Raw genomic sequence first — 19,316 nt, 5'->3', positions numbered from 1 at the left:
ACTGTTTGGATTGAGCCCCATGTCTTCGCTTCCGCTTCTCTCCTGCTACATCGATGGCCAATGGCGCATGCCTGAAGGGGGGCGCCTGCTGGATGTCATCAACCCGGCGACCGAGGCGCCTTGCGCCCAGGTGGCCCTGGCCGGCCCGGCCGAGGTGGACGTGGCCGTGGCGGCGGCCCGGCGCGCCTTCGCCACTTACTCCCAGGCCAGCCGACAGCAGCGCCTGGACCTGCTGGCCGCCATCCTGGAGGCCTATGGCGCGCGCATGGCGGACATCGGCGATGCCATCCGGCAGGAGATGGGCGCGCCGCTGGGCTTCGCCCGCCAGGCCCAGGCCGGCATCGGCGCCGCCCATCTGGCGCAGATGCTGGAGACGTTGCGGGACTTCGTGTTCGACGAGGATCGGGGCCCCCTGCGCCTGTGGCGGGAGCCCGTTGGCGTCGCCGGGCTGATCACCCCATGGAACTGGCCCATGAACCAGATCGTCTGCAAGGTGGCGCCGGCGCTGGCGGCGGGCTGCACCATGGTGCTGAAGCCCAGCGAGCTGGCGCCGCTCAGCGCCAATCTGTTCGCGGAGGTGATGCACGCCGCCGGGGTGCCCGCCGGCGTCTTCAATCTGGTGCATGGCGATGGTGCCGGCGTGGGGCAGGCCATCGTCGCCCATCCCGACATCGACGTGGTGTCGTTCACCGGGTCGACCCGCGCGGGCGTGCAGGTGGCGAAGCTGGCGGCCGACACGGTCAAGCGGGTCAGCCAGGAATTGGGCGGCAAGTCGGCGAACATCCTCCTGCCGGATGCCGATTTCCCCCGGGCCGTACGGCAGGGAGTGCTGCGCTGCTTCAACAATTCCGGCCAGTCGTGCAACGCCCCGACGCGCATGCTGGTGCCCGAGGACCGGTATGCCGAGGTCGCGGCGATCGCGCGCGCGGTGACTGAAACCGTCGTGGCCGGCGATCCCCTGGACGACGCCACCACGATGGGACCGGTGTCCAACGCCAATCAGTTCGCCAAGGTGCAGCAGCTTATCGAGAGGGGTATCGCCGAGGGGGCGGAACTGATCGCGGGCGGTCCCGGCCGTCCGGCGGGGCTGACGCGGGGTTATTATGTCCGGCCCACGGTTTTCGGCCGCGTCACCCCGTCGATGACGGTGGCGCGGGAGGAGATCTTCGGCCCTGTCCTGTCCATCCTGACCTATCGCACGGTGGAGGAGGCGGTGGCCCTGGCCAACGACACCGTCTACGGCCTGGCGGCCTACGTCCAATCGGGCGATGCCGGCCGTGCCCAGGCGGTGGCCCGGCAACTGCGCGCCGGCACCATCTATGTCAACGATCCGGCCTGGAGCCCGGCCGTGCCGTTCGGCGGATACAAGCAGTCCGGCAACGGCCGGGAGTATGCCGAGTTCGGACTGGGTGAATTCCTTGAGCTGAAAGGCGTGGCGGTGGGCTGACCGTCCTCCCCACGCCGTCCATTATCGGAATTGCACCAGCGGCATGAGGGGCGTTCATGCCGCTGTAGGACGCGACGGCGTCCGCCCGGCGATCAAATGCCATTGGAATTAGAGCGGAACGCGATCAGGTGTAGTCACCTGATCGTGTAAATCCGCTCTATCATGAACAGGTTAAGAGCGAGATGCGATCAGACATGATCGCATCTCGCTCTAACAAGGCGGCGCCGTTTTGCGGCGGAGCCGATCCTTGGCCTATGGGCGCTTCGAGGGACCGCCGTATCAGAAGTCCCAGCCGGCGCGTGGCATGCCGTGCCGGCGATGGGGCCGACATCGGTGGCGTCATGTTTAGGATTAATGCTTCTGGGCACGGTGGAGGTAGGAAAGTACATGGATCAATTCTGATTAATTCTATGGACTCTCCGTAAATGTGTGAGAATCTATCAAATATGATGGCCATTCTGTCACGCTGCCGCCCTTAAACTGGAATCTAGCGACGGTATTCCAATAAAACTTGGAAATATGGGCGTGGATCGCACTAGATAATACCTGTTCAGTCCCTGATGGACTTCAGCGTGGCCTGCGGGTTCTTTAGGCCGTGGGGCAGAGGCCTAGTCCGACAGGCGTGTCGCCCGCTGGCGGGCGGGGGTGGACGGTAGAAGGCGAGGGGGCCGCATGCTGGACGTGCTGGTTGTCGAGGATGCGGATGGCCCGCGCGCGGATCTGGTTGATTACCTGCTCCTGAAAGGGTTCCAGGCCGCTGGCGCCGGCACGGGGGCGGAGGCGCTGCGGATCGCGGAGAGCCGCCAGCCCACAGTCTTCATCCTGGATGTCGGGTTGCCCGACTGCCTCGGCTTTGATTTGGCCCGCGAGGTCCGACGGCGCCATGGCCTGGCTTGCGGCATCATCATGCTCACCGGGCACAGCAGCCTCGATGACAAGGTCGAGGGTCTCGCCAGCGGCGCCGACACCTATCTGGTCAAACATACCAGCATGCGGGAAGTGGAAGCCAATCTGCGCAGCTTGATCCGCCGCTTGGGCGGGCCTCGCGCCCCGATGGCGAAGCCTCCGGTTCCCGCGCCGACGGGGGATTGGTGGCTGGAAACGGCGGACTGGCGGTTGGTCGCGCCGACGGGGGACAAGACGGCGCTGACCGCCACCGAATTCGCCTTCATGGCGCGTTTGATGGAAACGCGCGGGGAGATCGTGTCGCGGGCCGACTTGATCGCGTCGCTGGAGCGGCCGTCCATGGTGCATAACGACCGCAACCTGGACGCGGTTATCAGCCGCTTGCGCCGCAAGGTGGTGCAGGCTTGCGGTATCGAGCTGCCCGTGGCCATGGTCTATGGTCAGGGCTATGTGTTCCGCGCCCTGTCACTGGCGGAATAGCCGGCGATCTACCTGTCGGTGGCCCCCTCGGCGGGCGTGCCGATCACCCCGGACGCCGCCAGCGCCGCCAGGCGCGCATGGTCCAGGCCCAGGATGTCGCGCAGCACCGTGACCGTATCGGCGCCCAGGGCGGGCGGCGCCATTCCCTCCGTGAGGGGCGTTGCCGACAGCTTGACCGGGCAGGCGACGCCGGGCACCGACCCCAGCACGGGGTCGGGCAGGGTCAGGGCCAGCCGGCGATGCTTGACCTGCGGGTCGGCGAAGACCTGGCCCAGGGTGTTGATGGGCCCGGCGGGAACCGCCGCCGCCTCCAGCCGCGCCAGCCAATGCGCCGACGGGGCCGTCGTCAGGCGGGCCGTCAGCAGGTCCGTCAACGCCGCGCGATGGGTGACGCGCTGGCTGTTGGTGGCGAAGCGGGGATCGGCGCTCAGGTCCGGCACCCCCAGCACGGCGCACAGCCGCCCGAACTGCCCGTCGTTGCCCACCGCCAGGTTGATGTGGCCATCGCCGGTGGGGAAGGTGTCGTAGGGGACGATGCTGGGATGGCCGTTGCCCAGGGGCTGCGGGTCACGGCCGCTGGCCAGGTGGTTCAGCGCCTGGTTGGCCATGGCCGCCACCATGCAGTCCAGCAGCGCCACGTCGATGTGCTGGCCCTCGCCCGTCTTTTCCCGGTGGTGCAGGGCCGCCAGGATGGCGTTGCCGGCGTACAGCCCGGTGATGATGTCGGCCAGGGCCACGCCCGCCTTCTGCGGCCCCCCCTCCGCCGTGCCGGTGACGCTCATCAGCCCGGACATGCCTTGGACCAGGAAGTCATAGCCCAGGCGATGGGCGTAGGGCCCGTCCTGCCCGAACCCCGATATGGAACAGTAGATCAGGCGCGGATTGATGGCCCGCAAGCTGGGATAATCCAGGCCGTACTTGGCCAGTCCGCCGACCTTGTAGTTTTCCACCACCACGTCAGAGCGGGCGGCCAAATCGATCAGCAGCGCCTGGCCCTCCGCGGTGGTGAAGTCCACGGCGATGGAGCGCTTGTTGCGGTTGGCTGCCAGGAAATAGGCCGCGGTGCCGCCATCCGCCGTGTCCGCCCCGCCGACGAAAGGGGGCCCCCAGCGCCGGGTGTCGTCGCCTTCACCCGGCTTTTCCACCTTGATGATGGTGGCCCCGAAATCGCCCAGCAGCTGGGTCGCCCAGGGTCCGGCCAGGATGCGGCTCAGATCCAGGACCTGGATGCCCGTCAGCGCGCCCGTCATGATCCGTTCCAGTCTGGGGGTCAGAACGCGGCGATGCCGGTGATGGCGCGGCCCAGGATCAGGGCGTGGACATCGTGCGTGCCTTCATAGGTGTTCACGGTTTCCAGGTTGATCATGTGGCGCATCACGGGGAATTCGCCGGAAATGCCGTTGCCGCCGTGCATGTCGCGGGCGGCGCGGGCGATGTCCAGCGCCTTGCCGCAGTTGTTGCGCTTGATCAGGCTGATCATCTCCGGCGCCGCCGTGCCCTCGTCGAACAGGCGGCCGACGCGCAGCGCCGCTTGCAGGCCCAGCGTGATCTCCGTCTGCATGTCGGCCAGCTTCTTCTGCACCAGCTGGTTGGCGGCCAGGGGCCGGCCGAACTGCTGGCGGTCCAGGGTGTAGGTCCGGGCGGCATGGAAGCAGGTTTCCGCCGCACCCATGGCGCCCCAGGCGATGCCGTAGCGCGCCCGGTTCAGGCAGCCAAAGGGACCCTTCAAGCCGGAGACGCCGGGCAGCAGGTGTTCCTCCCCCACCACCACGCCATCCATCACGATCTCGCCGGTGATGGAGGCGCGCAGGCTCAGCTTGTTGGCGATCTTGGGCGCGGACAGGCCGGCCATGCCCTTTTCCAGCACGAAGCCGCGGATGGCCCCGCCGTGCGCGTCGGATTTGGCCCAGACGACGAAGACATCGGCCAGGGGCGCGTTGGTGATCCACATTTTGCTGCCGGTGAGGCGATAGCCGTCGGCCACCTTCTCCGCCCGGGTGCGCATGGAGGCGGGGTCGGAGCCGGAGTCCGGTTCCGTCAGGCCGAAGCAGCCCACCCATTCCCCCGATGCCAAGCGGGGCAGGTAGCGGCGGCGCTGCTCCTCGCTGCCATAGGCGTACAGGGGGTGCATGACCAGGGAGGATTGCACGCTCATCATCGAGCGATAGCCGCTGTCCACCCCCTCCACCTCCCGGGCCACCAGCCCGTAGGAGACATAGCTGGCGTTGGCGCCGCCGTACTCCTCCGGCAGGGTGAGGCCCAGCAGGCCCAGCGCGCCCATCTCCTGGAAGATGGCCCTGTCGGTATGCTCCGTGGCGAAGGCCTCCACCACACGGGGCGCCAGCTTGTCCTGGGCGTAGGCGCGGGCGGTGTCGCGGATCAGCCGCTCCTCTTCGCTCAATTGCGCGTTCAGCAGGAAGGCGTCGTCCCACTGGAACGAGGCGGCGTCACCTTTGGCCATCTTGTGCGATCCCTCTCGACGGCGCCGGTTCGACGGGGCGCCCACCCCCTGGATTTAAGCCGCCGGACCGGGGCGGGGCAAGCCATGTCCCGTCATGAGGTCATGCGGTTTACTCATGATCTGTGGACCTCAACGCCTTATTCCTGTTCCACTATCGTCTTGCACATCATGATAATGTGGGGATCCCGCATGCTTTCTCGTCGCCTTATTCCCAGCACGGCGGCCTTGGTCGCGTTCGAGGCGGCGGCCCGCCATGCCAGCTTCACCCTGGCGGCGGATGAATTGAACCTGACGCAAGGGGCGGTCAGCCGGCAGGTGGCCCAGCTGGAGGCGCAGTTGGGCGTGCCGCTGTTCCAGCGGGTGCGCCAGCGGGTGGTGCCGACGCTGGCCGGCCAGTTCTATGCGGAGCAGGTGCGGGACATCCTGACCCGGCTGGGTCAGGCCGGCGCCCAGGCCATCGCTTTTGAAAGCGGCAGCGGCAGCCTGGGCCTGGCCATCCTGCCATCCTTCGGCGCCCGCTGGCTGATCCCGCGCATGCCGGATTTCTTCGCCCGCCACCGCGACATCAGCATCAATTTCTCCACCCGCGTGCGGCCCATCGACCCGCGCGCCGAAGGGCTGGACGCCGCCATCATGAGCGCCCTGCCACCCTCGCCCGATCTCATCTGCCAGCGTTTCATGGGGGAGGAGCTGGTGCCGGTCGCCGCCCCGGCCCTGATCGGCCCCGAGGGCCCGCCGCGTCCCGCCGACCTGGCGCGGCTGCCCCTGTTGTTACAGGAAACCCGCCTCGACAGCTGGACGCTGTGGTTCGAGGCCCAGGGCCTGAAACGCCCGACGGGACAGCCCGCCCTGGTGTTCGAGCAATTCCTGCTGGTCATCCGTGCCGCTGTCGCCGGCCTGGGCTGTGCCCTGGTGCCCCGTTTCCTGGTGCGGGAGGAACTCGCGTCCGGCGAGCTGGTCATCCTCCCGGGCCGGGCGTCGCCGGCCGAGACGAGCTATTACCTGGTCTATCCCGCCAACCGCAAAACCTACCGCCCCCTCATGGTCTTCCGCGATTGGCTGATGGAGCAGGGGCGCGACCGGGACGGCCTACCGCCGAAGACGGTGTAGGGAACCGCAGCGGTCTTCAAATATCGGTTTTATCGTCAATCGCTTGGCGACGGCCGCTGCCATCCTGGCGCGGTGGTTGCGGCGCGGCCGCCCCCATGAACGTCAACGCGCGACCCTCGAACCGGAGACGTAAATGATCCGCTGTATCCGACTATGGACCGGCCCGGACGGTGACTCCCTTTTTGAAGAAGGGGCGCTGGAAATCGGCGTCGGCCTGCATGGCCGGGCTTCTGGCCTGCCCATCGCCGTGCATGAGCTGTCCTTCCAGGAGACCGCCACCGGCGGTTCGTTCGAATGGCACCAGGACCCGCAGCCGCAGTTCGTCATCACCCTGTCGGGCACCATCGAGTTCGAGGTGAAGTCCGGCGCCACCTTCACCATCCGCCCCGGCGACGTGCTGATCGCCCAGGATGACACCGGCAGCGGCCATCGCTGGCGCCTGATCGGCACGGAACCCTGGCGCCGCGCCTACGTCGTCTATGACCCGGGGGCCACCCTGCACTTCAAACCCGCGGGAGGCCAGGCATGACGGCTTTAGACACCCCGCCTGTCGACGCGCTGTTGATCGGCGCCGGCATCATGAGCGCCACCGTGGGAACGCTGCTGCAGGCGCTGGACCCGTCGCTGCGCATCGCCGTGGTCGAGCGCCTGGGCGATTGCGGCCAGGAAAGCTCCATGGCGTGGAACAACGCCGGCACCGGCCATGCGGCCAATTGTGAGCTGAACTACACGCCGCAGCGCCCTGATGGTGGTATCGACATTTCCAAGGCGCTGAAGGTGAATACCGAGTTCGACGTGTCGCGGGAGTTCTGGGCCCATCTGGTGTCGTCCGGCGCCATCCCGGACCCGCGCGCCTTCCTGCATCCCTGTCCGCACATGAGCTTCGTCTGGGGGGAGGAGAACGTCGCCTTCCTCAAGGCCCGCCACGCCGCCATGAGCGGGCATCATTGCTATCACGGCATGGAGTATAGCGAGGATCCCGCGCAAATCGCGGAATGGGCGCCCCTGGTCATGGAAGGGCGCGATCCGGCGCAGAAGGTCGCCGCCACCCGCATCGTCACCGGCACCGACGTCGATTACGGCGCGCTGACCCATCTGCTGGTCCGTCATCTGGGCGAGGCGGGCGTGGACCTGCGCTATCATGGCGAGGTTGTCGCCATCGACCGGGCGGCGGATGGCCGGTGGACGGTTACCATTGAGGATCTGACGGACGGCACCCGCCAAACCCTGTCCGCTGGCTTCGTCTTCATCGGCGCGGGCGGGGCGTCGATCGACCTGCTGCAGAAGTCGGGCATTCCGGAAGCCACAGGGTATGGTGGCTTCCCGGTCAGCGGCATCTGGCTGCGCTGCGACGTGGACGCGGTGACGGCGCGCCACCATGCCAAGGTCTATGGCAAGGCCGCCACGGGATCACCGCCCATGTCCGTGCCGCACCTGGACACGCGGGTGATCGACGGCAAGACCTCGCTGCTGTTCGGGCCCTATGCCGGCTTCTCGACCAAATTCCTGAAGCATGGCTCCATCACGGACCTGTTCGGGTCGATCACCGCCAGCAACATCCTGCCCTTGCTCGACGTCGCCAAGGACAACGCGGCGCTGGAGGAATATCTGATCGGCCAGGTGTTCCAAAGCCGGCATCATCAGTTCGAGATGCTGCGCCAGTTCTTCCCCACCGCCCAGCGCGGCCAGTGGCGGGAGGCGGTGGCCGGGCAGCGCGTCCAGATCATCAAGCCGGTCGCCGAGGGGCATGGCGGCGTTCTGGAGTTTGGGACGGAACTGGTCGCCGCCGCCGACAAGTCGCTGGTCGCCTTGCTGGGCGCGTCGCCCGGCGCGTCGACCGCCGCCGCCATCGCGGTGGAGGTTTTGCAAACCTCCTTCGCGGAACGCCTGACCGAGAGCGGCTGGCTGCCGGCGCTGAAGGCGATCTTTCCCAGCTACGGCATCGACCTGACCCATGACGCGGCCGCCTGCCGCGCCACGCGGGCGGCGACGGCCGCGGTGCTGAAGATCGAGGACATCGGCGGCTGAATCCGTGCCCGGATGGCCCCCGGGCGGAACCGGGGGCCTCCGGATCGCGTTCAGGGGGCCGTCACCGCCACCGTGGCCGGCTGGGTGTTCCAGCCGCGCAACGCCACCTTGGGCTGGCCCTGCGCCAGGGCGGCGGGGTAGGCGATGGTGACCTCGCGCCGGTCCCCCGGCAGGAGGGAGACGTAGTTGTCGCTGGCATAGGCCGGCAGCAGGCGGCTGCCGTCGGCGTTCTGCAGGGTCAGCTTGTTCATCAGCGACGCGGCGCTGCCGGTGTTGGTCAAGGTCACATGCACCTTGACCTCATCGCCGGCCCGTTCCGTCCGGGTGGAGAGGGTGACGGGCTGCGGCGCCAAGTCGTTCAGGTGGCGGGTGGCGGCATCGTCGGTCACGCGCCAGTAGACGTTCTGCGACAGCGTGCCGGCGGCGTCCGACAGCTCCAATTCCACCAGCACCAGGCCGTTGGCCTGGATGGCGGCGGCCAGGTCCAGTTTGCGCGCGTGGGTGGTGGCGTCGGCCGGGGCGTCGACCTTCTGCGTCTGGTCGCTGATGACCTGGCCGGCCACGGTCAGGACGCGGGCCCGGATGGTCAGGCCCTTTTTCGCCTCACGGGTGTTGTTGACCACGCTGATCCCGTCGTCCGGCGCGTCCAACTGCACGTGCAGGGGCTCCGCCGCCTTCTGCACGCCGTAGAAGGCGCCATGGGTGTCGTAGTCGTGGCTCATGATCTGCCAGTTGGTGCTGGGCCAGGCCGGCTGGGTCATCCACAGCAGGCGGCCACTGTTCACCGTCCACAGGCCGGCGTTCATGCCCTCGAAGATGGCCCGGTGGGTTTCATAGTTCATCAGCTGGGCCTTGCGCTCGAAGTCGGCCAGGCTGGTGGCGGCCCCCAGCTTGCGGTCCATGGCCGCCATGAAGCCGTGGGTGTCGCCGTTCCCGGACTGGTGCCAGTCGTGATAGGCCCAGTTGTCGCTGACCGGCCAGCGGTCGGCCTCGGGCACCGCGGCCTCGAACGCCTCCAGCGTGGGGAAGCTGGGCGTGCCCACCTCCACCGCGAAGCCGCGGGACAGCTTGGTGAAGTACTGCGACGGGTCGCGGTAGTCGTATGGCCCGCTGTCCTGCAGGTTCACGCGGTTGGAACTACCGCTGTAATAGCGGGTGCCGTCCAGGCTGGTGACCAGCTTTTCCAGCCCCTCGTTCAGCACCGGCTGCGGCACGCCCTCGTTGCGGCCGAACCACAGCACGATGGAGGGGTGGTTGCGATAGCGGCGGATGACATCGGCGGCGTTGTCCAGGAACAGCGGCACGTCCTGGGCCTCGATGTTGTAGTCCTGCGTGCTTTCCCAGAAGTCGTTCAGCACCATCAGGCCATACTCGTCGGCCAGGTCGAAGAACACGTCCTCGGTGTTCTGGCCCACCCAGTTGCGGATGATGTTGACGTGGGCTTCGCGGTGCAGGCGGAAGAACGGTTCCAGCCGGTCGCGCGACACGCGCTTGCGCCAGTCGTCGGTGCCCCAGCTGCCGCCGCGCGCCGGCACGCGCACGCCGTTGACCTTCAGGATCAGATAGGGGGCCAGGCTGGAGTCCGGCAACGGCTTCACCGCCGGCGATTTCTCGGCCCCCGGCGTCAGGGACGACACCCAGCCGCCGGCGATCTTGTGGATGCCGGTGTGGCTGCCGTCCACCACCTGCTGGCCCTGCGCCAGGGTGGGGTCGACCTCCACCCGCCGGACATGCCCCGTGGCATCCATCAGCGACAGCTCATAGCTGACCTCGCGGATGCCGAAGCGGGTGTGCTTCTCATCCGATTTCATACTCCCCTGGGGCCCCCCGGCGATGGCCGTCAGGGTCAGGCTGTGCAGGGCGGGATCGCCCAGGCCGTTGGGCCACCATAGCGTGGGGTTCTTCACGCTCAGTTGCGGGAACTCTGCGGGGGACAGGGTGACGCTGCCGGCACCCGGCGCCAGGGTCACGGTCTTGGCGACCGTCACGTCGTCGAAGGCGGCGCGGATCTCGGCCTGCACCGGCTGGCCGGTCAGGTTTTCCACCGGCACGGTGATGGTGATGTCGGCCTTGGACGTGTCGGGCAGGGGCAGCTTGGTGACCACCTGGCTGTCGCCGATGCGCACCGGGCCCGTGGCCGTCAGGGTCACGTCCTGCCACAGGCCGGTGTTGCGGTCGCGCACGGCGGGGATCCAGTCCCAGCCTTCGCTGGCGATGAAGGTGGGGCCGTCCAGGGCCTGCATGCCGCCGTTCTCGCCCACGCCGGCGGCGATCGACTGCTCATGTGGCAGGCCGGGATGGGGCGGGGGGCTGATCTTGACCGCCAGCACGTTCTTCTGCCCCGGGCGCAGATGCCCGGTGATGTCGAACTGCCCCCGGATGAAGGCGCCGCGCATGCCGCCCAGCCGCTCGCCATTCAGCCACACCTCGGCGGCGTAGTTGATGCCCTTGAAGGTCAGCAGCGGATGGCGGTCCCGCAGGTCGGCAGGGGCATCGAATTCCGTGCGGTACCAGTAATCCTGCTTGTTCAGGCTCTCCGGGATGGCCAGGTTGTCCAGGCCGTAATCCGGGTCGGGATAGACGCCCCGATCGACCAGGGTGGTCAGCACGGTGCCGGGCACGGTCGCCACGTACCAGGACGCGGTATCGAAGCCGGGCTGGGAGATGCGGGCGCCGTCACCCTGCACCTTGGGCGCCTCCGCCAGGCGCCAGCCGCCGACGGTCCAGTGGTTATCACTCCCGGGGGCACCATCGGCCTTCAGCGCCGGGCCGTCGGGCAGGGGCTTGGCCACGGGCTTGGTGAACGGGGCGGCGCTCTTGGGCAGGGTCCAGGCATCCTGCGGCGTCACCTGGCCCATCATCTGCTTGACCTGCACCGGCCAAGTCGGGCTGGCGGCCTCGAAATTGATCAGGTCGGCGGCGGGTGTCCGTTGGGCCGCCGCCTTGGCCTCGCCCGCGCTCATCGCCTTGGCGCTGACGGCGAAGCCGGCGATGCGGCCGGCGAAGGCGCCATTCCCGATGCGGGGCGCCAGGCCCACCACGGGGGTGGGGGTATTCGGCGCCGTCGTGCCGTGGGCCACCTCGGCGCCATCCAGGTAAAGGTGGGTGGTCTTGCCGTCCGAACTGGCCAGGGCATGGTGCCAAGCGCCGGCCTTGACCGCCGCCCCGCCGCTGATGCCCTCACCGGTCCCGGTGTGCAGGGCCAGCCGGCCGTCCTTCAGCGCCAGGTAGCGGCCCTGGGCCGGGTCGCCCACGCCGGCCAGCAGCACGGTGCCGGTGCCGACCTCATCGGCCTGGAACCAGGTGGACAGGGTCCAGGGACCGTCGGCGGGCAGGGTGACACCGCCCAGGGATTTGGTCAGCCCGTCGCCGCCGGCCAGGAAGGCGGCGTTGTAAGGGCCCGCGCTGACAGCGTTGTCAGACGCAAAGGCGCTCAACGGCGCGGCCCAGGCGGACGACACCATCAGCGAGGCCCACAGCAGGCGCCGGACGGCATTCGGCTTATCGATCCCGTGCATCAAGGATACCCTCCCTTGTTGGCCCGCTGGGCCACCCATTATTCTTCAGCTCGGGCGCGGGTGCGGAAGGGCACCCTTTCCCGATCAAGCCGGTTGACGATCCTAGTACAGGCTATCGACAAACCAGCATTGGCAATTTAATAAAACAACTTAGTTAAATAAAAAAGGGGGAGGGGGCGACCTATGGCATTTTTGTTCCTCAGCATCGCGACCGCCGCGTTGGCCGGCCTGCTGTTCGGTTTCGACACGGCGGTGATCGCTGGCGTGACCGGCGACCTGCGGACGGTCATGAACCTGTCGCCGGGGGCGGTGGGCGTCACCGTGTCCAGCGCCCTGGTCGGCACCTGCATCGGCGCCTTGGGCGCGGGCGGGCCGGGGGACCGGTACGGCAGCCGCGATTGCCTGCGCGTCATGGCGTTGCTCTACCTCATTTCCGGTGTGGGGTCCGCCCTGGCGTGGGACTGGCCCTCCCTCGTTTTCTTCCGCTTTATCGGTGGCCTGGGCATCGGCGGGTCTTCCGTCCTGGCCCCGGTGTACATCGCGGAGATCGCGCCGCCGCAGCGTCGCGGCGCCCTGGTGGGCCTGTTCCAGATGAACATCGTCCTGGGCATCCTGGTGGCCTACCTCAGCAACTACCTGGTTGGCGGCCTGGACTTGGGCGACGCCGAATGGCGGTGGAAGCTGGCGGTCACGGCCGTACCGTCCGCCGTGTTCCTGGTCTTGCTGGCCTTCATCCCCAACAGCCCGCGCTGGCTGGCGGTGAAGGGCAGGGTGGCCGAGGCCGCCACCGTGCTGCGCCGTATGGGGGCGCCTGCGGGTGACATGGCCGTGCGGGCGCTGACGGCGGGGGTGGGGGCAGCGGGGGTGGCGCAGGAGGCGGGGCGCCTGTCCTGGCGGCGCCATCGCCGGCCCATTCTGCTGGCCGTGGGCTTGGCGCTGTTCAACCAGTTCAGCGGCATCAACGCCATCCTGTATTACCTCAACGATATTTTCGCCGCCGCCGGCTTCGGCAAGGTGTCCGCGGACCTGCAATCCGTGGCGGTGGGGGCGACCAACCTGGCGTTCACCGGCATCGCCATGACGGTCATCGACCGGGCGGGGCGCCGGACGCTGCTGCTGACGGGTGCCGTTGGCATGACCCTCAGCCTGGCGGCCGCCGCCCTTATCCTGTCGGGCGTGGGCAGCCCCACCTATCTCATCTGGGCGCTCCTGGGCTTCATCGCCTCGTTCGCGTTCAGCCAGGGAGCGGTCATCTGGGTCTATATCGCGGAGATCTTTCCCACGGCGGTGCGGGCGCGGGGGCAAAGCCTGGGCAGCGCCACCCACTGGCTGGCCAACGCTTTCCTGTCCGGCGTCTTTCCCCTGGTGGCGACCTACTCCAAGGGCGCGCCCTTCTATCTGTTCGCCGCCATGATGGCCGTGCAGTTCGTGGTGGTGCTGCTGTTCTTCCCCGAAACCAAGCGCGTGTCGCTGGAGGAAATGGCCGAGCGGCTGGAAACCTGACGCTGGTCAGGCTGGGGGCGGTGGGGACAGGCGCGCGCCATAGCGCAGCCCATCCACCAGCAAATCCACCATGCGTCGTCCATGCTCCGGCCCCATGTCCTGGGACGGGGATGCCAGAACCGCAGCGGCCCGCAACAGATCGACGGGGTCGAAGCCGGCACGCACAACGCCGGCCGTCACGGCCGCGTCCAGCAAGGACTGCAGCGCCGGAACCAGCCTGTCCTTGAAGTAGCCGGGCAGCGCTTCATAGGCCGGGTCGCCCGAGTGCAAGGCCGCTCCAAGGCCCCGTTTCGCCGCGATGAAATCGACGTAGCGCCGCATCCAGCGCGTCAGCGCCTCCCCCGGGTCATGGGCCGCCGCCAGCGCGGGCGCGGCATCGGCGCAGGCGTCCACTTCCTGGCGAAAGACGGCGACGATCAGATCCGAGCGCTGGGGGAAGTGTCGGTAGACGGTGCCGATGCCCACGCCGGCCTTTTCCGCGATCTCCCGCACCGGGGCGTCGACGCCGGCGGTCGCGAACACCGCCATGGCCGCTTGCAGCAGGGCGTCCAGGTTGCGTTGCGCGTCGGCCCGAACCCGTCGCTTCCCCTCATTTTCCGGACGGATCTCTCCCGTCTTGTCGCTCACGCTGTCCTCGCTTAAAAAACGGAACAACGTTCCGTATATAAGGTCGGAACATTGTTCCGTTTATATATAGCAGCCATTGACGCGAGAGAGAAGGAGAGGGCGATGCAGTGCCGGACATTGCCCCCTTTCAGGTCGCCTATAATCCTACGGCGGCATAGCCGGGCACCATCGCCTCAGGGCGTTGGTGGGCGTAGTCCACACAGGGGGCCGCGCAGCCCGGCCTTCGCTTGCGGGCCCGCGTCGGTGAAGGCCAGGTAGGCCCCGTTTTGTGGGCTATAGGCGGGCCACCGGGCTTGGCCCTGGCCGTTCGGATCGCCGTTGCGGGCGAAGTTGACCCAATAGCGTTGCAGGGTGGGGGTGTCGTCGCCCGGTGTCCCCGCAGGCAACCCGCTGAACAGGAAGGGCAGGTCGCTGCCGTGGCTGACCGGCCCTTGTGCCGGGCTGCGGTCGAAGTGATACACCCAAGTGGGGTGGCCGTGGGCGGCATGCGTTGCCGCCACGTGCAGGGAGGGGCAGCGGAAGGTCAGGTCGTCGGCGAGTTGCGTCGCCACGTCGCCCAGTCGCGGATCGGGCGGGGGCAGGACGCCATCCTTGATGCCGTAAAAGGCCAGCGCCGCCGCCGCGTTGGCGCCGAAGGCATGATGGATGGTGGGGACCACGGCATCCGCCCCACCGTAGAGGGTCAGCTCACGCGCGTTACTGCCGATCATCAGGGGGACGGGGGCGGCATCCGCCAACAGTGCTTCCGGCGCCTTGGGCAGCACCCAGCCGTCAATGACGGCCTGTAGCCAGATGAAGCTGTCATCGGCGATGGTGGCGGGCTTCAGCGCATCCGTGGCCGCCAGAATGGCCGGCCCCGACAGGGCGCGCAACTGCGCCAGATCCTTCACGCCCGCCTTGTCCAGCAATTGCCGGCCCAGCGCCTCATTCTCCGCCAGGGTGCGGGGCGGAACGCCGAAGCCGGCGGTTCCGCTTTGCTCGATGGCCTTGGCGAAAAGGCCGCGCGCTTGCGGCGCCAGCATCAACTGACCCACATCCTGGCCACCGGCGGACTCACCGAAGATGGTGATGTTGTCGGGATCGCCGCCGAACCGGCCGATGTTGGCCCGTATCCAGGACAGGGCGGCGATCTGGTCCATGAGCCCGTAATTGCCCGACGCCTGGTGAGGGGATTCCGCCGTCAGCGCCGGCAAGGACAGGAAGCCGAAGGTGCCCAGCCGGTACTGGATGGCCACCAGAACCACTCCCCGATCGGCGAGGCTGGACAGAACCGTGCCGTCCGCTCCGCCGGCCCGGTTGGCGCCGCCGTGAATCCAGACCATCACCGGCAGGGCGGCGCGCGGCATAAGGGCCGGGGTGCGAATGTCCAGGTACAGGCAATCCTCCTGGCTGCGGGCCGCCAGGGCATCGTTCCAGCCATAGCCGCGTTGCAGGCAGGGGGGCGCGGGATGGGTGGCGTCGCGTGTTTGCTGCACCCAACCGACGGGCTGTGGTGGCCGCCAGCGCAGCGGACCCACGGGCGGCTGGGCGTAAGGGATGCCCTGGAACAGGGCGCCGCCTTTGCCATCGTCCGTGCCGAGCAGGGCGCCGATGCTGGTGAAGACTTCCACCGTGGCGGCGTAAGCCGGCGTCGCGCCGATGAGCAATAGGGCCAGCGCCAGAAGCGCAAGGATTTTCCGTTGGACCACCGGGGCCGCCCTCCCTGGCGCCGTTGTTGTGATCCAACTAAAGGAAATTGTTTTAATTGATCAAGCGCGTTTTTCTGTCCTGTAGGACAGAAGCCGGCGTCAGGTCTCCGCCGTTTTCATCAGGGCGGCCCGGCTGGGCAGCAGGCGGTCGGTGAAGGGCAGCATGCCGGCGCCCACGGCCGGCGCGTCGGCGGCCATGGCGGCCCGCAGCACCGGGGCCACCTGCGGGATGGCAAGGTCGCTCAGGCGGTGGTTCAGGGCGGTGGCCAGCCTGTCCACCAGGGGGGCCGGCAGGCGGCCACCCAGGAAAATGGCTTCGGGGTTGACCAGGCAGTTGGTGGCCACCAGCGGGTCGGTCATCAGGTCGGCGGCCAGCTCGATCCACTCCTCCATCACCGCTTCTCCGGGGGTGCCGGCCAGGTGGCATAGCTGTTCCGGCTCCTCGACGGGGCAGCCGGCGGCGGCCAAGCGGTCATAAAGGGCGGACAGGGACACGGCCTCCTGAAGCGTGCGGGCGCGGGTGCGGGCGGACCGGACGGGCAGGAAGCCGATTTCCCCGCTGCGTCCCCGGGCGCCCCGGAACTGGATACCGTCCACGACGATGCCGCCCCCCAGGCCGCCGCTGATCAGGATGTAGAAGAAACTGCGATGGCGCAGGCCGTGGCCGAATTGCAGTTCCCCCAGCGCCGCGGCCGTGGCGTCGTTCTCCACGAACACGGGCAGCGGCAGGATATCGGCGAACAGGCCGGGCACATCCACGTCATGCCAGGCGGCGTAGACGTCCGGGCAGCCTGGCAGGGGAACGCGGCCGATGTCATCCGGCATGGCGACGCCGATGCCGATGAAGCGGGACAGCGGCAGGCCCGTGCGTTGAAGGATGGCGGTGATTTCCGTCCGGAAGAATTGAGCGACGACTTCCGGCGGCGCGAAGTCGATCTCGCGCGAGGCGCGGGCGCGCACCTTGCCCAACAGGTCCAGCACCACCACGGTGACATGGTCGCGGTCGATGTTGACGCCGATGGAAAAGCAGCCGTCCGGGTTCATCTGCAACAGGATGGCCGGCTGGCCCCGGCCGCCGTGCTGGCGCCCCGCCTCCACGATCAGGCCTTCGGTCAGCAGGCGCTTGGTGATGTTGGCGATGGCCGGCAGGGTCAGGCCCGTCAGTTCCACCAATTCGGCGCGGGTGATCTGGCCACCGACCCGGATGGCCTGCAGGGTCACGCGCTGATTGTGGTCGCCGGCCCGTTCCAGGTTGGTGCCCGACAGGCTCGCCGCCAGGGAGTGTAGGGGCGCAACGTGGCTGTGGCCGTCGAGCATGGGCGTGCCCTTGTCCTGCGGGTGACATCGTTATCCAGTTGCGCTCCAGTCTGGCCCGATAGGGCCTATAAGTCACAGAAAAAGTTTTTCCTGTCTTGTCAGGACAGAGCCGGCGGCTGCACGGGGGCTTTCGCCCCCCGATCGGCGATGATCAAGCCGTGGATGAATCCCAGCTTGGCGATGACGGCCGGCGTCAGGATGAAGGGATAGAAATCCGCCTGGCCCATGCTACGGTTGATGCTGTTGACGGCGAACGCGATAGGCAGCCAGGCATCCACCATGTCCGCGATGGTGCCGCGCCGATAGGGGTTGAAGTCCGCCTGGGTGGACAGGTCGCCGGTGTGATCGACCATAGGGCGCACCCTTATGCCGAAGGCGTGGGCCGTTTCCAGCGTGTCGACGATGTGCAGGTAGTGCGCCCAGGTTTCGGCGAAGTCCTCCCACGGGTGGCTGGTGGCATAGGCGCTGATGAAGCCCTGCTGCCAGTCCGCCGGGGCGCCCTGGTCATAATGGCGCTGAAGGGCGGCGGCATAGTCCTGGCGCTCGTCGCCGAACAGGGCGCGGCAGTCCTCCACGCGGCCCTCGTCGCGCACCAGCCGGTCCCAGTAATAATGGCCGACCTCATGCCGGAAATGGCCCAGCAAGGTGCGGTAGGGCTCATGCAACTGGGTGCGGCGCGTCTCCCGCTCCGCATCGTCGGCTTCCTTCAAAGCCAATGTTATCAGTCCGTTGTCATGTCCTGTCATGACGGCGCCCTCCGGCGGGTCGTCCAGGAAGTCAAAGGCCAGGCCGCCGTCCGGGTCGTCTGTCCGGTTGGCCAGGGGCAGGCCCAGCTTGATCAGGGTGTAGAACAGCCGGTGCTTGGCCAGCTCGATCTTGCGCCATTGCGCCAGCGCGGTCGGGCAGGATACGTCGGGGATGGTGCGGTTGTGGCGGCAGGCGGCGCACAGGGGCTCGGCCGCGTCGGCGGGCACCAGCCAGTTGCAGGCGTCCTGCCCGGCGTTGGCGCACAAGCTGTAAAGGGCGTCGGGCGCCCCCAGGGCGTGCCAGGCGTCCCCCTCCGCCTCCAACGCATGCAGGGTGTCGCCGTCAGGCAGATAGCCCAGGCGATGGGAACAGCGTTCGCAAAGCCTGTTCTCGAAATACAGCATCTGGCCGCAGGCCTGGCAATTGAACAGCTTCACGCTTCATCTCCCCCATCGGTGGCCCGTTTCGCCAAACCGCGTTTCCACTAAACCCCGTGTTCGTTAAACGATGCAGGACATTACCAGTTCCCGCGACCAGTTCCCGGAACCCTCGCGTCGCCCGGGATGTTAAGTCCCGGTTTTCCCCACTGACGGCGGCTGCCATGGCACCCAGGGCGAATTGGAAGGGGTTTCTGAAGATCGGGGAGGTCAGTTGCCCGGTGGCGCTCTACACCGCCGCTTCCTCGTCCGAGCGCATCGCCTTTCATACCGTGAACCGGGCCACTGGTCACCGGGTCCACCGCCAGTTCGTGGACAGCGAAACCGGCAAGCCGGTGGAGCGGGAGGACCAGGTGAAAGGCTATGAGGTCGCGCGCGGTGATTATGTCATCCTGGAACCGGATGAGGTCGCCGCGGCGGTGCCGGAGAGCGACAAGACCCTGTCCGTCCTGGCCTTCATCCCCTGTGGCGAGATCGACGACGTCTATTTCGACAAGCCCTATTACCTGGCCCCCAGCGACCGCCACGCGGATGAGGCTTTCGCGCTGATCCGCGAGGGACTGCGCGCCAAGAAGGTGGCGGCGTTGGCCCAGACGGTGCTGTTCCGCCGTGCCCGCACCGTCCTGGTCCGCGCCCACGGCGCCGGCCTGATCGCCACCACACTCAATTTCGATTACGAGGTCCGCCCCGCCGCCCAGGCCTTCGATGACATCGCGGACATCAAGATCGAGGGCGAGATGCTGGCCCTCGCCAAGCACATCATCGAGACCAAGAAGGGGACCTTCAAGCCGGAGGACTTCGACGACCGCTACGAAGCGGCGCTGGCCGACCTGGTGAAGGCCAAGCTGGAGGGCAAGGCCCTGCCGGCGGCCAAGCGCCCCCCGCCGAGAAAGACCACCGACCTGATGGCGGCGCTGAGGGAAAGCGCCGGATTCGGCGCCAAGCCGCCGGTCAAGAAGCCGCCCCCCAGCAAGGCGGTCCCCAGCCGTGCCAAGCCGCGCGCTGCTGCCAAGGCCTCCACCCCCGCCCGGCGCAAGGCGGGCTGAG

14 protein-coding genes are annotated in these 19,316 nt (G+C 67.9%); 7 read left to right on the top strand and 7 right to left on the bottom strand.

Going from position 1 to position 19,316, the window contains the following annotated elements; genetic code table 11:
- The first annotated feature begins 19 nt into the window (after positions 1 to 19).
- Both ULB03_RS01490 and ULB03_RS01485 read left to right on the top strand, forming a co-directional pair.
- On the top strand, positions 20 to 1,447 hold the full coding sequence (locus ULB03_RS01490; RefSeq protein WP_322481552.1) for an aldehyde dehydrogenase family protein: 1,428 nt from the start codon (positions 20 to 22) through the stop codon (positions 1,445 to 1,447).
- Between the two features lie 672 nt (positions 1,448 to 2,119).
- Positions 2,120 to 2,833: a response regulator transcription factor gene (locus ULB03_RS01485; RefSeq protein ID WP_322481551.1), complete on the top strand. Its 714-nt coding sequence runs from the start codon at positions 2,120 to 2,122 to the stop codon at positions 2,831 to 2,833.
- Positions 2,834 to 2,841: 8 nt separating this feature from the next.
- Here the strand turns inward: ULB03_RS01485 and ULB03_RS01480 are convergent, their stop codons facing one another.
- Together ULB03_RS01480 and ULB03_RS01475 are read right to left on the bottom strand one after the other, a co-directional pair.
- Positions 2,842 to 4,083, bottom strand: a complete 1,242-nt coding sequence (locus ULB03_RS01480) for a CaiB/BaiF CoA transferase family protein (protein ID WP_322481550.1) — start codon at positions 4,081 to 4,083, stop codon at positions 2,842 to 2,844.
- A 20-nt stretch (positions 4,084 to 4,103) separates the two neighbouring features.
- Positions 4,104 to 5,294 carry an acyl-CoA dehydrogenase gene (locus ULB03_RS01475; protein WP_322481549.1) on the bottom strand — a complete coding sequence of 397 codons (1,191 nt, stop codon included), beginning with the start codon at positions 5,292 to 5,294 and terminating at the stop codon, positions 4,104 to 4,106.
- A 189-nt stretch (positions 5,295 to 5,483) separates the two neighbouring features.
- Between ULB03_RS01475 and ULB03_RS01470 the strand changes: the two genes are divergently transcribed.
- The 3 genes from ULB03_RS01470 (at position 5,484) to mqo (ending at position 8,432) form a co-directional block, all read left to right on the top strand.
- Entirely contained in the window at positions 5,484 to 6,404 is a 921-nt protein-coding gene (locus ULB03_RS01470; protein WP_322481548.1) for a LysR family transcriptional regulator, read from the top strand.
- Positions 6,405 to 6,537: 133 nt separating this feature from the next.
- Positions 6,538 to 6,933 carry a cupin domain-containing protein gene (locus ULB03_RS01465; protein WP_322481547.1) on the top strand — a complete coding sequence of 132 codons (396 nt, stop codon included), beginning with the start codon at positions 6,538 to 6,540 and terminating at the stop codon, positions 6,931 to 6,933.
- A complete protein-coding gene (gene mqo / locus ULB03_RS01460; protein ID WP_322481546.1) occupies positions 6,930 to 8,432 on the top strand; it encodes a malate dehydrogenase (quinone) in 1,503 nt (500 codons plus the stop codon). The genes ULB03_RS01465 and mqo overlap by 4 nt, the downstream gene beginning before the upstream one ends.
- 50 nt (positions 8,433 to 8,482) lie before the next feature.
- On the opposite strand, the gene ULB03_RS01455 is transcribed toward mqo, so the two are convergent.
- On the bottom strand, positions 8,483 to 11,950 hold the full coding sequence (locus ULB03_RS01455) for a glycosyl hydrolase 2 galactose-binding domain-containing protein (protein WP_322481545.1): 3,468 nt from the start codon (positions 11,948 to 11,950) through the stop codon (positions 8,483 to 8,485).
- 183 nt (positions 11,951 to 12,133) lie between these two features.
- On the opposite strand from ULB03_RS01455, the gene ULB03_RS01450 reads away from it, so the two are divergent.
- Positions 12,134 to 13,453, top strand: coding sequence for a sugar porter family MFS transporter (locus ULB03_RS01450; protein ID WP_322481544.1), 1,320 nt, complete (start codon positions 12,134 to 12,136; stop codon positions 13,451 to 13,453).
- 6 nt (positions 13,454 to 13,459) lie between these two features.
- Here the strand turns inward: ULB03_RS01450 and ULB03_RS01445 are convergent, their stop codons facing one another.
- The 4 genes from ULB03_RS01445 to ULB03_RS01430 form a co-directional block, all read right to left on the bottom strand.
- A complete protein-coding gene (locus ULB03_RS01445; protein ID WP_322481543.1) occupies positions 13,460 to 14,080 on the bottom strand; it encodes a TetR/AcrR family transcriptional regulator in 621 nt (206 codons plus the stop codon).
- 173 nt (positions 14,081 to 14,253) lie between these two features.
- On the bottom strand, positions 14,254 to 15,768 hold the full coding sequence (locus tag ULB03_RS01440) for a carboxylesterase/lipase family protein (RefSeq protein ID WP_322481542.1): 1,515 nt from the start codon (positions 15,766 to 15,768) through the stop codon (positions 14,254 to 14,256).
- Between the two features lie 99 nt (positions 15,769 to 15,867).
- Positions 15,868 to 17,085 carry an ROK family transcriptional regulator gene (locus ULB03_RS01435; protein ID WP_322481541.1) on the bottom strand — a complete coding sequence of 406 codons (1,218 nt, stop codon included), beginning with the start codon at positions 17,083 to 17,085 and terminating at the stop codon, positions 15,868 to 15,870.
- A gap of 98 nt (positions 17,086 to 17,183) precedes the next feature.
- Entirely contained in the window at positions 17,184 to 18,269 is a 1,086-nt protein-coding gene (locus ULB03_RS01430) for a zinc-binding metallopeptidase family protein (RefSeq protein ID WP_322481540.1), read from the bottom strand.
- Positions 18,270 to 18,433: 164 nt separating this feature from the next.
- On the opposite strand from ULB03_RS01430, the gene ku reads away from it, so the two are divergent.
- Positions 18,434 to 19,315: a non-homologous end joining protein Ku gene (ku, locus tag ULB03_RS01425; protein ID WP_322481539.1), complete on the top strand. Its 882-nt coding sequence runs from the start codon at positions 18,434 to 18,436 to the stop codon at positions 19,313 to 19,315.
- The last annotated feature ends 1 nt before the right edge of the window (position 19,316 follow it).

This window comes from Nitrospirillum goiasense, from assembly GCF_034427435.1.
Classification (GTDB): domain Bacteria; phylum Pseudomonadota; class Alphaproteobacteria; order Azospirillales; family Azospirillaceae; genus Nitrospirillum.
This window is presented reverse-complemented; position numbering and strand designations above follow the sequence as displayed.

Coding starts and splice junctions, on each gene's coding strand:
- ULB03_RS01455 (WP_322481545.1), bottom strand. CDS start 11,950: ATGCACGGGATCGATAAGCCGAATGCCGTCCGGCGCCTGCTGTGGGCC.
- ULB03_RS01450 (WP_322481544.1), top strand. CDS start 12,134: ATGGCATTTTTGTTCCTCAGCATCGCGACCGCCGCGTTGGCCGGCCTG.
- ku (WP_322481539.1), top strand. CDS start 18,434: ATGGCACCCAGGGCGAATTGGAAGGGGTTTCTGAAGATCGGGGAGGTC.
- ULB03_RS01480 (WP_322481550.1), bottom strand. CDS start 4,083: ATGACGGGCGCGCTGACGGGCATCCAGGTCCTGGATCTGAGCCGCATC.
- ULB03_RS01435 (WP_322481541.1), bottom strand. CDS start 17,085: ATGCTCGACGGCCACAGCCACGTTGCGCCCCTACACTCCCTGGCGGCG.
- mqo (WP_322481546.1), top strand. CDS start 6,930: ATGACGGCTTTAGACACCCCGCCTGTCGACGCGCTGTTGATCGGCGCC.
- ULB03_RS01485 (WP_322481551.1), top strand. CDS start 2,120: ATGCTGGACGTGCTGGTTGTCGAGGATGCGGATGGCCCGCGCGCGGAT.
- ULB03_RS01475 (WP_322481549.1), bottom strand. CDS start 5,294: ATGGCCAAAGGTGACGCCGCCTCGTTCCAGTGGGACGACGCCTTCCTG.
- ULB03_RS01470 (WP_322481548.1), top strand. CDS start 5,484: ATGCTTTCTCGTCGCCTTATTCCCAGCACGGCGGCCTTGGTCGCGTTC.
- ULB03_RS01465 (WP_322481547.1), top strand. CDS start 6,538: ATGATCCGCTGTATCCGACTATGGACCGGCCCGGACGGTGACTCCCTT.
- ULB03_RS01490 (WP_322481552.1), top strand. CDS start 20: ATGTCTTCGCTTCCGCTTCTCTCCTGCTACATCGATGGCCAATGGCGC.